At 55.4% G+C, this 15,335-nt stretch carries 10 protein-coding genes; 7 read left to right on the top strand and 3 right to left on the bottom strand.

What is annotated here, in order from left to right; translation table 11 throughout:
• The 3 genes from AC56LN_RS23095 to AC56LN_RS23085 all read left to right on the top strand — a co-directional run.
• Positions 1-394, top strand: a 394-nt coding sequence (locus tag AC56LN_RS23095) for a hypothetical protein (RefSeq protein ID WP_499574903.1), incomplete at its 5' end; no start/stop codon positions are given.
• A 110-nt stretch (positions 395-504) separates the two neighbouring features.
• A complete protein-coding gene (locus AC56LN_RS23090) occupies positions 505-1,431 on the top strand; it encodes a cation diffusion facilitator family transporter (protein WP_499574902.1) in 927 nt (308 codons plus the stop codon).
• Positions 1,432-1,449: 18 nt separating this feature from the next.
• On the top strand, positions 1,450-2,034 hold the full coding sequence (locus tag AC56LN_RS23085) for an SIS domain-containing protein (protein ID WP_499574901.1): 585 nt from the start codon (positions 1,450-1,452) through the stop codon (positions 2,032-2,034).
• Between the two features lie 156 nt (positions 2,035-2,190).
• Here AC56LN_RS23085 and AC56LN_RS23080 read toward each other — a convergent pair whose 3' ends face one another.
• From AC56LN_RS23080 to AC56LN_RS23070, 3 genes are read right to left on the bottom strand one after another with little or no spacing between them, the layout of a single operon-like run.
• Positions 2,191-3,387, bottom strand: coding sequence for a tyrosine-type recombinase/integrase (locus AC56LN_RS23080; protein WP_499574900.1), 1,197 nt, complete (start codon positions 3,385-3,387; stop codon positions 2,191-2,193).
• Positions 3,388-3,420: 33 nt separating this feature from the next.
• Positions 3,421-5,637 (bottom strand): S8 family peptidase, encoded by a 2,217-nt coding sequence (locus AC56LN_RS23075; protein WP_499574899.1) that lies wholly within the window; start codon positions 5,635-5,637, stop codon positions 3,421-3,423.
• Positions 5,638-5,643: 6 nt separating this feature from the next.
• Entirely contained in the window at positions 5,644-6,729 is a 1,086-nt protein-coding gene (locus AC56LN_RS23070) for an AAA family ATPase (RefSeq protein ID WP_499574898.1), read from the bottom strand.
• A 243-nt stretch (positions 6,730-6,972) separates the two neighbouring features.
• On the opposite strand from AC56LN_RS23070, the gene AC56LN_RS23065 reads away from it, so the two are divergent.
• The 4 genes from AC56LN_RS23065 to AC56LN_RS23050 all read left to right on the top strand — a co-directional run bounded on the left by AC56LN_RS23065 (position 6,973) and on the right by AC56LN_RS23050 (position 14,974).
• Positions 6,973-8,046, top strand: a complete 1,074-nt coding sequence (locus tag AC56LN_RS23065; protein WP_499574897.1) for a DNA-binding protein — start codon at positions 6,973-6,975, stop codon at positions 8,044-8,046.
• 548 nt (positions 8,047-8,594) lie between these two features.
• Positions 8,595-10,463: a site-specific integrase gene (locus tag AC56LN_RS23060; protein ID WP_499574896.1), complete on the top strand. Its 1,869-nt coding sequence runs from the start codon at positions 8,595-8,597 to the stop codon at positions 10,461-10,463.
• Positions 10,464-11,176: 713 nt separating this feature from the next.
• Positions 11,177-13,672, top strand: coding sequence for an MASE4 domain-containing protein (locus tag AC56LN_RS23055; RefSeq protein ID WP_499574895.1), 2,496 nt, complete (start codon positions 11,177-11,179; stop codon positions 13,670-13,672).
• A 510-nt stretch (positions 13,673-14,182) separates the two neighbouring features.
• Positions 14,183-14,974: a hypothetical protein gene (locus AC56LN_RS23050; protein WP_499574894.1), complete on the top strand. Its 792-nt coding sequence runs from the start codon at positions 14,183-14,185 to the stop codon at positions 14,972-14,974.
• Positions 14,975-15,335: the final 361 nt, after the last annotated feature.

Below are 15,335 nucleotides of genomic sequence, written 5' to 3'. Positions count from 1 at the left end.
AGAAGAGGAGGTAGATCAGGACGAAAACATGCGTCTTGCCATCGTCGTCGTTCTGCTAATTCCAAGTCCGTTTCTAGCAGGGGGGGCAATACATGCTCTTAATCATGCCTCGAACCTCCCGCCACGCGATTTGATGCCACTTGCAACATGCGCGTTCACAGCCGGCGCATTGCGTGGGCTCTACGGTTGTTTATTCTGCCGACAGCGCGGTGCGATGTTCGTGGTCAAGGCGGCGGTCGCCTTGTTACCCTTTGTCGCCCCAATGGTGGTGGTAGGTTTGATTGCGGCAGGGTTCGATAACGTAGATGCCGTAACTGGCGTTGCTCTGGTGCTGATCCTGCTCTTGGCCGTGCTTGCGCCGCAAGTGGTTCACATCAGGCGGCTTTTCTACTGAGGTATGGATCGGCCTGTACGCAAATAATTGCGCGCCGCTGCGCGATGCGATGCGAAGACCGGCGGTCGGTCCAGTGTTGACTTAAAAATGAAAGATATTGAGGAGAATTTATGGGTTCAGGGCATTCACATTCGCACGCTATTTCACCTACACAGAACGCTCGCCCTCTGTGGATAGCACTAGGGCTGACATCGACGTTTCTGGTCGCTGAGCTCATTGCAGGGATCATGACGAATAGCCTCGCCTTGATTTCCGATGCGGCGCATATGTTCACAGATGCCGCCGCACTCGCGATATCGCTGGCCGCAATTCACATCGGGCGACGTCAGGCTGACGCAAAGCGTAGCTTTGGGTACTATCGTTTCGAGATACTGGCCGCAGCCGTCAACGCGATTCTGTTGTTCATGGTGGCCATTTACATCCTTGTTGAAGCCTGGAAGCGGCTGCAGGATCCGCCCGAGATAGCCTCTGGCGCCATGCTAATCGTGGCGGTGCTCGGCCTGGTCATCAACTTGATCAGTATGCGGCTCCTTTCTGCCGGTAAGGATGCTAGCCTGAACGTGAAAGGCGCTTATCTGGAAGTATGGAGCGACATGCTCGGATCGATTGGCGTGATCGTCGGTGCGCTTGTGATTCGCTGGACCGGCGCCACTTGGGTCGATTCGTTGATCGCCGTGGGCATCGGACTGTGGGTGTTGCCGCGCACCTGGATTCTGCTCAAAGCAAGTTTGAACGTCTTGCTCGAGGGTGTACCTGAGGGCATCGATTTAGCTGATGTGAAAACCAAGATTCTCGCAGTGCCAGGCGTAGCAAGTGTCCACGACCTGCACGTGTGGGCCATCACAAGCGGCAAGGTGAGCTTGAGCGTGCACATCGTTTGCGATCCGGGGCATGTGGATCTCGAAGCGTTACTGATCTCGGTCCGTCATGAAATCGCAGACGAATTTCACATCCACCATTCGACAGTGCAAGTCGAGCGCACGCCCTGCGAGCAGGCCACCGAGGTCCATGGCTTCGAGCCATCGGCAAGTCACTGATTTTACAAAGAAGAGCATATGATTGAACATATCAAGAATGGGCTGACCGAAGCGCGACACGCCCTGGACCTATTCGTGGACGACGCAACCAAGCTGCAAACCGTGGCTGACGCCGCACAGGTGCTGGTGACATCGTTCTGCAAGGGAGGAAGGGCATTTTCTTGCGGGAATGGCGGTTCAATGTGCGACGCCATGCATTTCGCGGAAGAACTGACAGGACGCTTCCGTCGTGATCGGCCCGGGATCGCCGCTACTGCAATCAGCGACCCAACTCATATCACCTGCGTTGCAAACGACTATGGATACGATCAGGTGTTCGCCCGTTACATCGAGTCCCATGGTCGTCCGGGCGATGTACTGCTCGCGATCAGTACGAGCGGGAAAAGCCCTTCGATTCTGGTTGCGGCCCAGATGGCGCGCAAGCTTGGTATGCTCGTGATTGCTTTGACAGGGACTGCTGGCTCGCCATTAGAGGACTTGTCAGACGTCTGCATTAGCTGCCCGGGCGGCAATTTTGCTGACCGTACTCAAGAGCTACACATCAAGATCATCCATATAATGATCGAGTTGGTCGAGCGCGAACTGTACCCCGCCAATTACTAGCGAAGTTATGGGCGAGTTCTAGGGCCAACGCGAGTGTACAGCGCGTCCAGCTAACGAGGCGAACGAACGCCTTGAGCATGAGGGGGGCATTGTCCTGGTTAAGAACGTCGGCTAATGGTGCCCAAGCTAAGAATCGCTGTGTCTTTTCTGCCGACGCTACCAATTCGCTCGGTGCTTGTCTTCAGTATCGTTGTGCCGCGTGTCGTCCGGTGCGTGCAGATAACCACTAGTGGTGCTGATCGAAGCGTGCCCCAGATTGTCCCTGACATGCCGCAAGTCTACGGAGTTGTTCGCCATGTGTGACCCCGCGGTATGCCGCAACCAGTGCGCCGATGCCTGACTGACTCGATAAGCAACATGCACGAATTGTGGTCCCTTGAGCTCGATTCGCTCGGCCGTCATCGCGAAAACAGCCTTGATGATATCGTGGATCCCGCCGCGGCTCATCGCCTTAGGCTTCCCGCCGATGGGCAGTAGCAGCGGCGTCGACTCTCCAGATACAGGCAGTGCAGGGAAGCTCAGTTCACGCCTATATCGGCCGAGTTCGTTCATCAGTTCATTGGTCGCCGGGACTAGGCGTACCTTACTCCCTTTGCCAAGGATTTCGAGCCACCACCGTTCGCTGCCATCGCGGTCGCGCCTGCAGAAGAAACTACCCATATTGTTCTCGGCAATCTCCGAGATGCGTAGACCGCACACATAGAGCAATGTGAACAACCACCGCAGTCGCAGATATCGCTCACGCTCCCGCGGCGTTTCGCGCGGCATGGCGTCAATCGTGGCCTTTACTTCTAGCCAGAGTTCATCGTCAAAATAGCGTTCAATACGAGGCGCCCGTGCGCGACCTCTTTGGCGGGAAAGTGAGAGCGGATTGCCTGCCAGGTAGCCTGCACTGACAAGCCAGGCGAACATCGACGTCAATATGATACCCGCCTGCCTTTGACTTGACGCTGACAATGCCCCTGCGAACGGGCGCCAACGCGGATCATTGCGAGGATGTCGGCGACTCTGTTCACTCACCCATTGGTCCCGGGGCAAGGGATTGCCCAAGAATGTCTGATAGGCCAACCAGTCTTCGTGCGTCAGGGAAGACAGCGGTTTGGCTCGCTGAAGCATACACCAGAGAAGCAGCCGCTCAGCCTCTTTTCGATAGGCGTCGAACGTTGCCTTCTTATGGACAAAGTTCGCGAGCCAAGCCAGCACCGCCGCGACATCGGTGTTCGCGCTGATCTGCCTCGGCACATGCCACTCGCGGTTGGACCCAAGGGATCCATCCAGGTCGCGTGATACCGTCATCACCTCCATAGGCGGAACGGAAATTTCTTCGAGGACGGCGGCTATCTGTTCAGACATTGAAACTTACTGTTCTACAGGAATTTAACTCGCTTAAGATTTCCCAGTGCCGCTCTGAATGCGCACCTCTTGGCGAATCTCGACTGGTTGCAGCGTCTGGTAGCGCTGGCGAATATTATTGTAGACGCCAGGCGTGTCTTCAGCGGCGACTGTTACAACCATCGCATATGGCAAAGCGGGGAGGGAGGCGTTGTCGACGCTTTGTCCGTCCTCACGCGCGCCGTACGTGATGTCGAAAAGCGGATCGTCTAGCGTGTCGACGTTGAAGCGATGTTCATGTTTGAGCGTCGTCTCCCACTTCTGCTCGTCAGTGCGCGCTTCTAGCTCGGTCGTGTACATCTTCGATGACGAGAAAAATGGCATCGTTTTCTTCGACGTCTTCTTCGGACGCAACAGCACCGTCAGCCCGGCACGTGTGTAATTCACAGCGTGTTCGGGATCGGTATGACTGGCAAAGCACAGCGTCGCGCGAAGAGTGACTTTCCCATTCAATGGCAGGGAGGGGAACGGGATGAGCGCGCGCAGATTCTGTCCGGCCTGCAGGGTGCCCTGATAGATTACTCGCACTTCGTTGTCCTCGCACGTCAAGACTTCATCGACACTTTGAGGAAACCGGCCGTGTCCGACGTGGCTCATCAGCATGTGCTTTGGCCGGCTAGCGTGGTGCGACATCAAGGCGCGAACCGCTAAAACGCTCAACGGAGAATTGAGGGAGACCTTCACGCCGATCGCTGTTCTAAGGGTCGCTGGAGAGCTAAAACTGGTGCCTGTCGTGTGAGCGTAGTGACCACTGAGAGCGTTGTAGACGACGAAGGGTTCCTCTTCCGAACCACCGAAGGCTACGCCATCGGGTTTGATCATGCCAGGGCTGCGGCCGGGACCGTGTGAGCTATAGGGCGCGCGCTCCCAGGACAAACCTGTGCCGTTGCAGGCGCCCACCGCCAAGGCATTGACCATATCGGAAGGAGGCTGCACCCGGCTCTCCGGCCATTCCTTTTCGCCATCATTACCGACCGCGATAGCTGCCAGCGTCTTGCCAGAGGCGAGATGACTGTCGATTAGCGCCGTCCATGGATGGACCTCGTCATCATCCATCGGCATATATGGCCCGATGCTGAAGTTCACAAAGTCGTATTGCTCAGTTTTGAGGACATGGTCGATATTCTTGAGCACATCGTAAAGGTCGACATCGGGCACATTATCGGAAAGCTGCAACGACGGGCTGATGCAGCGGTAGTGATGCACGTCTGCATAAGGGCGCGGGAACTGCTCGCTATCTTCGTCAAGTGGTCCGAACAGCAGAGCGCTGGTCACACCGTTGCCATGATTGAGATAGGCCGCCGAGGTCGTCTCTGCACCTGGCAAGATTGTCTCTTGTACCCACCGCCCCAGGTCGGTGTGACCGATGCCGCCGTCGAACACTGCAACCCTCAGCTTGGTGTCAATCGCCGGTTGCTCAGTTAAAGCAGGCACGACGACGCTCGAGCTACGCATGTCCCTACCGCCGATACGTAATGACGGCATCACCCGCACCGCCCGCACAAATTGGAACGCTGCCAGATCCTGCGCTTTAGCGGCCGCCAGGCGCACTGGAATGAATGTCAGGGCAGATACGCTCAGCGCACGTGATACTTCAGCTGTTCCACCTAGCGAGGCGACGTAGGATGCGAACGCTTTGATGATGTCGGCATCTTCGACAGCGGCATGCAGGACAACCTCAAGCGAGGCCAGCGCTTGATCCGAATTCCTGGCGAAGTTCTTGTCCGCGGCGCTGAACTCCTCCATGAGTTCGAATCGACAGAGTGCCTTCTGCTGCGTTTCGGAAATCTCTTCCGAAAAGAGCATTTTCTTCAACTTACTGAATGCCACCTCGGTACCTGCGACATACAAGCTTGCGGTGAAGGTCTCTTCACCTGCACGTTGGCGGCTGCTTGCGACGTCGCGCGGCACTACGCGAGCTGAGCGACTTCCCACGCAACGTAAGCCGCTTGCCTTGAGCAGGTTATTGGGATGATGTGTTTTAGCGAGGAAGGCAGGATGTAACGTGAACCTGGCAACGGACTCGCCGCGAGGCTTGAGCGCCGGCGGCTGTGCATGATGGGTGTGCAATAACAGATCAAGTTGCTTGCCCAGGTATTCTCGCTGCTGCGCGATGTTATACGGGTACTTTTTAAGTCCCGATCCGCGCTTGAGCGTGAACGGCTGCGTGAGCGTCTCGCCGTATCCCAAAATGATGTTCGTTGCCGCCATTCTTTACTACTCCCCGAGGTAACGTTTGATGACACTGCTCACTGTAGGATGGGTTTTCCCCAGCCGAGATGCGATTTCCCGTCGCGATAGGCCTTCCAGATGCAACAGAAGCATCTCGCCTTCATGCGGTTTAACCATGTCGCCTTTCCTCATCCTGAGCTCCAAAGCATTCTTGACCAGAATCGGTACGAGCGCCGATTGCTCGAGGAGGGCGGTTTTACGAGACGAATGGATGAGGTGGCCAATCGAGCTGAACGATTCCCCGTGCAGCAGGGCAGCGAGATTCCGGCGGATGTTCTCGCCCATCGGCAGATCCTGCAAATACTCCACAATCAACTCCGGTGAAGGGGGCTCGAACTGGACGACGTGATCGAACCGGCGCCACACTGCAGGGTCGAGGAGTTCACCGTGATTCGTTGCCGCAATTAGCAGCGAGTTCGCTGGCCAGTCGTCGAGGGCCTGCAAGAGCACGTTGACCAAGCGCTTGAGTTCGCCGACATCGCTGTCGTCATCGCGCCGCTTTGCGATCGCGTCGAACTCATCGAGTAACAAGACGCATGGTCGAGAGATTGCATGATCGAACACAGCGCGTACATTGTTGCCAGTTTTTCCAAGATAGCTGCTCATGACCGTCGCTAGATTCAACGTCAGCAGAGGCAACTTGAGTTCTTGTGCCAACCAGTGCGCAGCAAGCGTCTTGCCGACGCCAGGCTCGCCGCAAAATAGCAACATCCTTGCCGGCGCCAGGCCTTCCTGCATTAGCAGTTCGAGGCTGCGCCATTCTTTCATCACGCCTGACAGCACGCCGTCAACCGTGTTACTAAAGACAGGCCGTTTTGGCAAAACCACTGGGAAGATGGTTTCTACAAGTTCCATTCGCGAATCGGCATCTACTGGCGTCGGGACGAAGTCGCCGGCGCCGCGCATGACATTGTCAACAGAGAGGAACTGCGCAAGCTCTTGGGCTAGCGCCAAGTCGGTTTGTTTAAGCTTCGAAGCAAACCGGCCAACTGCGAGCGCGAACGCGCTACGCGAACCGGTCATTCCCGATTGAACCACCTTCACCAACTCTATTCTCGGGAAACTTTCCACGATAATCCTTATTAATCAACTAGTTGCAACACATGGAAAATATCTATGCGTCGATTTTATACGAATCTTTCCACCAAAGCCATAATTTTTACCGTACCTGGGACGGGACGGTGTGGCGGGCGAACTAGTGCTAGGGCCGTGATGGAGTCAGCCGACATAATGGTAATAATGTCAGAATTACAGAAGAGGGCGACAGAATTGATATGGTTTACATAGTATTACTCGATACCTATGGAGGCCTTCATGCCCGACAATTCTCAGATAGCGGTTGCCGTGCAGGCCGACATCGACGCTCTTCGTGAACGCTTTCCGCGAACCTCGGATCTGTATCGGGAAGCCTGCAGCATCATGTTTTTTAGATACGGCCTAACGCCGACCACGAATGCGCTCTACCAATTCGTTCGCAAGGGAAGCATGTCTGTGCCTAACGAAGCACTGAGGCGGTTCTGGAGCGACCTCAGGGAACGGGCCAGGGTGGACCTGCAGCACGCGGACTTGCCGGACCAGGTCAAGCATTCAGCCGGCCAACTGGTCGGGGAAATCTGGTCGTTGGCCCGCCAGGCGGCTGACGAATCAATCGCAGCCTTGCAGCAGAGCGTGGTCGTCGAGCGCGAAGCGGCACTGGCCGAGAAGGCGACACTGGAAAACCAATTCGCCCAACTGTTATCACAGTTCGAGAACGCTCGCGCCCAGATTGCATCGGCTGAGGCGACAGTTGCGCAACAGCGAGAAGAACTAGGCGCGAGGGCAGCAGTCGAGCGGGAGACGGGGAAGCGGCTTGTCGAATCGCTGGCAGAAATCGAACGGCTGCAAGGCCTCATCGATTCAATGTCCGCAGCACACGTGACCGAGATCGACAAAATAACGGGGCGCGTTGTCCAAGCCGAAAGACGCTACACCGACTTGGAAAAACGTACACTGCTTGACCTGGACCGTGAGCGCACGACGACGTCTAAATTACAGAAGCAGCTCGATGCAGAGCGGAAGGTATCCGCCGCCCGAATCGAAGGAATGCAGAGCCAGGTGCAAGCGGCGCAGTTCCAGCTTGCGAGACAAAGTCAGGAGCTCGGCGGCTATATAGCAAAGACTGAACTACTGGCCGACGAACGCGACCGAGCCTCCCGCCAAGCTGCGGAAAGCGCGAACCAGAGTGCGGAGCTAGGCAGCCAGCTTGCCGCCGAGCGCGCCAGAGTGACCGAGCTTCGTGGACGGCTTGAGCAAAAGGCGCCGAAATCGGCATCGGCCAGAGAAGAGTTGGGTTCGGCACGCGCAGTGTCTCGTCAGCGGCGACCCGCACGAAGCAAGCCAGACAAATAGGCCAGGCCTGACGCTAGCGGCCCGATTCCCACACGCCGATCCGCGAGCTGCACCCAGTTGTTTCGTCTGTCATAACTGAACGTCCGACGCGATTCCGTATCCAAAAATACTTCCGTTGTACCTAAAGCTATTGACGTGATGAGTAGGCCATGAAGATTTACCTAAACATATAGACTCGACGGCGAAAATAGGGCTTTTACGCAGAGTCGGTAGGTTTAGGTACCCCGAGTACGGAGTTTTAGGTACGAGCGCTTTTAAGCGTCAGCACTACTTAGCATTTCTCGCAATAGCTAACACTTCCCTTACGTGATTATTGTTATAATCACGTAAGCACGTTTGATCCAAAATTTCACGTGAAACAGTTGCTGGTGACGTGCACTTGCCGCAAGTTACTGATATGTTTGAAGAAAAATTCGTGAAACAACTACGCTGCAGACAGCATACGCACAGCGTCCGTATGCACTAACCACACAACCAACATGATTTGCAACCAGACGGCGCTGCTGCCCAGACGGCCGTAACTACACGACCGACATACCAAGATTCAGATGGCACAGCACAGCAAAATCGCGCTTCCCGACATTGATTACAACCGCACCGACTATGCCGCATTGCGTGCCTATTGCAGCGGAATCCCGGTTGCGCGTATCGCCGACCTGTATTACGCGTCCGATAGCCCCGAGGTCGAAAATGGATTGGAACGCCATCTAAAAAGGATGCGCGACCACATCGTCGAGCGCTCGATCGAGCACAACCCTGAATTCGCGAAGACCTTGCAGACAGCACGTTCGACCCGCGGTATCTCGACCTCCCAACTGGGCATTTTGGTGCAGGCAGCCGAAGCAACCAACCCGGGACCGAATCTGGACCACCGTCTTGGGCAGTGGTTCCGGCCGACGATCTCAAGGCTGCTACGGGAAGAAGGCATCACGACGATCGGCGAGCTAGTCAATCGCATCGAACGCCGCGGCGTCGGCTGGTGGCGCGCCTTGCCACGGATCGGTGCCCGTCGCGCAGATGCGATCGTGCGATGGTTGAGTAAGTGGCCCGAGCATCTTGGGCAGATCGACGCATACCAGTTGCGAGCGCCGGCGAACGCCGTGTCCGCAGTGCGCCCAGTTCTGGACCCGCGCGCACCAAACCCGATCGCGCCGCTGGGTACGTTCCAGCTGCCCCCTTACCTGACTGGCGTAGACGGCATCAATCGCGCGCCCGCGTTCTGCTTCATCGCCGCCCGTGATGACCTCGAGGCCGTCGACACATTTCTGGCGCGCTACGACGACTCCCCAGAAACTCAGCGCTCCTATCGTAAGGAGCTCGAACGCCTGATCCTATGGTGCGCGCTGGTTGCCCGCAAGCCGCTCTCTTCCATGCTAGCTGAGGACTGTTTGGCCTATCGGACATTCCTGGCGGTTCCCGATCCCCGGTTTTGCGGCCCGCGTGCGCCTAGGAACACCGAGCGCTGGAGGCCCTTCGACGAAAAGCCTATGAAGCCGCAATCGCAACGCCTGGCAGTCGTTATCCTACGCAGCGCATTCGACTGGTTAATCAAAGTGCGCTACCTGGGCGGCAATCCGTGGGTGACCGTGAAGGATCCCGCAGTCACGAAGCGAAAACACGTTATGAAGATCGACCGGGCGTTGCGCCGTGACACTTGGGAAACCGTGGTCGAGATTTTGCAGCGACTTGGGGAGGTCGAAACGAATCGGCAAGACCGGGTCGCGCTAGTGGCGTTGCTGCTGATGGGTGATTCCGGCTTGCGTAGGGCAGAAGTCGTCAGCGCCTTGCGCGCCAACTTCATCCCCAGTCCGGATGCGGCCGGCGTGTGGATGCTTACCGTCGAGGGCAAGAGGAAGGTCGAGCGCGACGTCCCGGTCAACAGCCGCACCGAAGCGGCTCTGCGCGCGCATTGGCGCGACCGAGACCTTGACTTCGACGACCCGACCAGACGCGGCTACTTGATCGCACCGATCGTCACGCCGGCAACGAAGGCAGCGGCAAAGAGACAAGCACGCGAACAACGCGCGAATGAGCTGGGAACCGAAGAAGCCTTGGCCGAGCTCGAGCAGGGCAACAGCTATCACGTAAACTCGCTTTATTATGTAGTCGACGCAGCATTGCGCCGCGTACGCACATTTGCTGCTGCGCTGTCGTTAAACGAAATGCCGGCTTTTTCGCTGGACGAAATCATTCAGCTACAACGAACTTCGCCGCATGCTTTCCGGCACACTTACGCCACCAACGCCGTTGAAGACAACGTGCCAATGGAAGTGGTCCAGGACGTCCTCGGACACGTTAATATCATGACTACAAAAGTGTATGCGAAGACGCGCCAGCGCCGCATTGCACAGGAGGCAGCGAAGCAGTTTGCACGAAACGAGGATGCAGCGGAGAAGCGGCGACTGGAGAGAACGTGACTGCTGTTTCATCGAACCTTGGCCTTAAAGTGCCAAGCGACGCAACGACTTGGGCTTGCTGGTGGCGGAAACTACTCTAAATCGACAATAGGTTTGCTAATGTCGAGTAGAGGCAAGGTAGTTTACTAGCTCTAGTATCAAACGCGACGGTTGTCACTATCAGACATGAACGAGATCTGTGCGTCGATCTGAACGCGTCGGGTTGCGCATAGCAGCACATCGGTCTGCGGAATGTACGACTGTGACAACATACTTGCCTAGAAACCGTTCACCTAAGCACCCTGCCCATTTCGCAGGCATTCCGACAACATCCCCATGCAGAGCGGCTTGTGCCCTTCACGAACCTAAGTTGTCCACAGAAAATGTGGATAACTATACCGCACACCCATCCCCTACTCTCGGTCCTCCATTTTCGATTCTTTGCCAAGGCCTTGCCGAACAGCTAACGACACTCGTACACTGCATCGGGTGAAGGTCCGAGTTCGGCCAAAAGCGGTCGTTGGGGAAGCGAGACGTTTGCCGTCGGTCAAATGATGGATGCCGACATCGTTTACAGCAACGCATGGTACTGTACGGCTGTTCACCTAGTTGCCTACTTTGACAAGCAAGATTTACACCTCTATCTTGCTATTTCGCTGGTGCATTGCTTTAAGTAAACATTTTTCCTTTGTTCGTGTGACCTCGGCACGTGGCAGACCCTAAAGAGGCACAGAATGATTCATCCGATTGGACAGATTCAATCGAAAGTGGCTTATGCCGTATCGACGCTGGCACCGTTTCAGCGACAGGCATTAGTCATTACGTTTTTGATCGCAATAATAACGACGGCTTTGATGCCGGATGCATCCGACCAGTGGCCGGCAATTGCAGCGTTTTTGCCGGGGTATCAGACAGCGACGATTAGTTGCTACGCCGTGGTGGCCTATCTTCTGTACGGCTACTATCGGCAAACAGGCCAGTATGCACTACTGTATTTGTTTGGCGGCTGCGTCTACACGTCGGCCATCCTGCTAGTCCAATTCTTTGCGTTTCCAGGGGCCTTCGTACCCGAAATACGGTTGCTCGGAGGCACTCAAACGCCTAGCTGGCTCTGGTTTTTTTGGCACCTTGGTTCAACTGGCATGCTGTTTGGCTATGCGGCTGCCGAGTGGCGCCGACCTAGCTACGTTGCTGAGCATGTAATGGCGTCATTCTGGAAATGTGCTGTCATTACCGGCTTGGGCTTGGCTGCAAGCGTGATGGCGGTGACAGTTTTTCATGACGCCATGCCCGTCGTCGATATCAAGGGTGACTTTAGCCGTATTACCAGCACTGGTTATGCGCCACTTATCCAAGTAATCATCATGTTAGCCTTGTGGATGTTGTGGCGAGCGGGACGGTTCGCCACGCCGATGCATGCATGGCTCGGGGTAGCGATGGTAGCCCTGGCCTTCGACAACGCGATCACTATGGCTGGCGGCACACGTTTATCGATTGGATGGTATGTCGGTCGTCTGAATGCGCTGGCATCCGCATTTGTGATGCTGATTCTGTATTTAAAGGAAGTCAACCGCGTTTACCTAAATGCTGCCACTAATGCGCGGCAACTTGGCGTCGCGAATGCGCTGCTGGAGACCGAGCATGCGCGCATGCTAGATTTTTTTGAACAATCGCCGGGATTTGTAGCGGTCCTTGTGGACGACGACCATCGTATCGAACTCCACAATGCCGCCTTTTCTCGTTTAATCGGGCAACGTAAAATTGCAGGTTTGGCATTCTGCGACGCTTTGCCCGAATTACGTGGGCAGGGCTTTTTCGAACTACTCGACGCCGTCCGCACACATGGCAAGTCACATGTGGGCAAGGGAATGAAGCTAACACTTCGTCGTGATGGCAGCACTGGCACCGAGGATATTTACATCGACGTCTTGTTGCAGCCGAAGGATCGGACTGACGGAAGAGGAACGCTTATTTTCGTACAGGGCAGCGATGTCACTGAACAGCGGCGTGCCCAGCTCGAAGTGGAGCGTCAGCAAGAGTCTCTCGAAGCACTCGTACAGGAGCGTACTAAGAAACTCGAAGAAACGCAGAGCGCACTGATGCATGCACAGAAGCTTGAAGCAATTGGGAAATTGACGGGCGGTGTGGCGCATGATTTTAACAACGTACTTCACATCATTAACGGAAACCTGGACTTGATCAAGATGGTCTCGGCGACCAATGCACCTGTACAGCAACGCTGTACCTCCGCGCAGACAGCTGTCAAACGCGGGGCGAAGCTGTCGTCCCAGTTACTCTCGTTCGCGCGCAAGCAGCCTTTGCAACCGGAGGCGGTCTGCCTTCCTGCTGTCTTCGAGTCGATCGACCTTCTACTCAAGCGCGCAATCGGCGAGCGGATTGATGTGCGCTTCGAGATGACGGAACAGGCATGGAATATTCTGGTCGATCCGCAGCAGTTGGAAAACGTCATTCTTAATCTAGCACTGAACGCCAGCGATGCCATGAACGATGGCGGCAGCTTGACGATCGGCGTCGCCAACGTAGAACGTCCCGAAGGCGACTATGTCCATTTGGCGTTTCGCGACACGGGGCAAGGCATGTCGGCAGCAGTTAAAGCCCGCGCATTCGAACCATTCTTTTCGACTAAGGGGGTTGGGAAAGGAACGGGTCTCGGGCTGTCCATGGCACACGGCTTCGTCAATCAAAGTGGCGGACATATTGATATCGATAGCGAAGAAGGCGTCGGCACAACCATCCATATTTTACTGCCACGGACGGATGCGCAAAAGAGTGCCAAGCCTGGCTTGCCGGTTGTTGCCGACGAAGGTGGCAGTGAAACTATTCTGGTTGTCGACGACGAAGCAGATATTCTCAGCAACGTATCGGCGATATTGCGTGATTTCGGCTATCGCGTCTTGACCGCATCAAGTGCAGACGACGCTATCACACGCCTTAGTGCACAAACCCGTATCGACCTGCTCTTCACCGACGTGATCATGCCTGGCACAGTATCGGCAATCGAGCTCGCTGAGAGAGCACGCGCGATACACCCAACGCTGCGGGTTCTGTTCACGTCAGGTTATACAGAAAATGCGATGATTCACAATGGTCGGCTTGATGAGGGCATAAATTTGCTGAGCAAACCCTATGGTCGTGCTGAACTAGCGACTGCCATTAGAACGTTGTTATCCGCATCACTTCCGGTAACTAACTCCACGCAGTGCGCTTAGCACAGCATTGGACTCTCAAGCTATGACAAGCCATTTTCCCCTAAGCAATCGCTGAGCATAACTTGACGGTCATATCATGTCTGCTATGGGTCGGTACCGGCCTGTCGTGACAGTCAGTACTTTTTCAAGCCAAGCAACCTGCTAAGCTGACCCAAGCGGCCGGGTTCGGCCAAAAGCGGTCCTTCGAATCGTCCGAGAGACTTTCCTTTACTCCTGAACATATGTTAAAAAAATCAGTCATTGCTGGGTCAATTGCAATTTGCGTAAGCGTTATCGCTGTTTCACTATGGATGCAAAAAAGCTCCATCGGCGTGTTGATGATGAGTTTGTTTGGGATGACGTAACGAGCCAAGATATTCTCCCGGCGAAGCGGCTGCTTTGGGTCGGTTCCTGCCCTTCGTGACAGTCCGCGACTTTTCCGCATTGGCGACTTGATATGCTCAGCTGAACGGCCGGGTTCGGCCAAAAGCGGCCGTTCGCAGCTTCGCTTAAAAAATACTCAAACAAGACATGATTAATTCAATTTTCTTTCTCAAGCTATTGTTTGTGCCCTTATTGATTCTCGGCGTGACGCTTGCCGGTCGTCGCTGGGGGCCAGCGGTGGCGGGATGGTTATCCGCCTTTCCGATCGTTGCCGGGCCGATCTTGCTGATACTGTCGCTCGAACAAGGCGCACCATTTGCGGCCGCTGCCGCCCAGGGCACTCTGCTCGCAGTGATCGCTATTCTCGTGTTTACGCTCGCCTATGTGTGGGCCTCGCGTCGATTTAATGTTTTTGGATCGATGCTGTGTGCACTCGTTATGTATGGCGTCGCGCTTGTCGTTCTGCAATCAACGCAAATAAGCATCATGCTCAGCTTTGTGCTCGTCATCGCATCGCTTCTGATTACACCCTTGTGCTTTCCCGCAGTTGCGCCAGACCCTATCGCGCCGACCAAGTCGAGCTCAAGTGACCTTTCCTGGCGCATGCTCGCTGCCGCACTACTCGTGCTGTTCGTCACATTTTCGGCCTCTCGGCTTGGCGCGAGGATGAGCGGCTTCCTTGCCATGTTTCCCATCATGAGCACGGTGCTTGTCGGATTTTCGCATCGTCATTCGGGCCGAGCATTTGCGGTCGCCCTTCTACGCGGGATGATCTATGGCTATTTCGCGTTCGCCACGTTTTGCTTGCTTATTTCAGTGCTGTTGGAAGAACAAACTATCGGGGTTGCGTTTCTAATTGCGCTGATATCCGCGCTCGTCGTTCAGTTAGCTGTCAAAGCTCTTTTAAGTATTTATCAGGCGCGGCCAGTGCTTCGCTGATGCGTGCTCCTGTCCTGTAACAGTTTTGGGGAATGGCTGCTTTGGGTCGATGCCTGCTTTTCGTGACAGTCCGCGACTTTTCAGCCTTCATGAACTGATATGCTCAGCTGAACGGCCGGGTTCGGCCAGAAGCAGACCTTGGACGCAAGCTGCAATTGCATCGCTTAAGCTAATGCGTAAAGATAGATTGGAAACAGCAGGCGCAGTTCGCGTGAGCAAGAAGTGGGGCATTTGCTATGGGTAGAGGTGGATTGGACGAGTACGAAGCATGGCTGGATACACTCGATGCCAAGTTTCGTATAGTGAATGGAGGAATTCGTTCTGATTTTGATGTGCCTTTCTCCATATCTCTTCTTGACTG

Source organism: Telluria sp. ZT3P26, from assembly GCF_059686035.1.
This window is presented reverse-complemented; position numbering and strand designations above follow the sequence as displayed.

Excerpts from the sequence above, each read along its gene's own strand:
- AC56LN_RS23090 (WP_499574902.1), top strand. The coding sequence starts at position 505 with ATGGGTTCAGGGCATTCACATTCGCACGCTATTTCACCTACACAGAAC.
- AC56LN_RS23085 (WP_499574901.1), top strand. The coding sequence starts at position 1,450 with ATGATTGAACATATCAAGAATGGGCTGACCGAAGCGCGACACGCCCTG.
- AC56LN_RS23080 (WP_499574900.1), bottom strand. The coding sequence starts at position 3,387 with ATGTCTGAACAGATAGCCGCCGTCCTCGAAGAAATTTCCGTTCCGCCT.
- AC56LN_RS23075 (WP_499574899.1), bottom strand. The coding sequence starts at position 5,637 with ATGGCGGCAACGAACATCATTTTGGGATACGGCGAGACGCTCACGCAG.
- AC56LN_RS23065 (WP_499574897.1), top strand. The coding sequence starts at position 6,973 with ATGCCCGACAATTCTCAGATAGCGGTTGCCGTGCAGGCCGACATCGAC.
- AC56LN_RS23060 (WP_499574896.1), top strand. The coding sequence starts at position 8,595 with ATGGCACAGCACAGCAAAATCGCGCTTCCCGACATTGATTACAACCGC.
- AC56LN_RS23055 (WP_499574895.1), top strand. The coding sequence starts at position 11,177 with ATGATTCATCCGATTGGACAGATTCAATCGAAAGTGGCTTATGCCGTA.
- AC56LN_RS23050 (WP_499574894.1), top strand. The coding sequence starts at position 14,183 with ATGATTAATTCAATTTTCTTTCTCAAGCTATTGTTTGTGCCCTTATTG.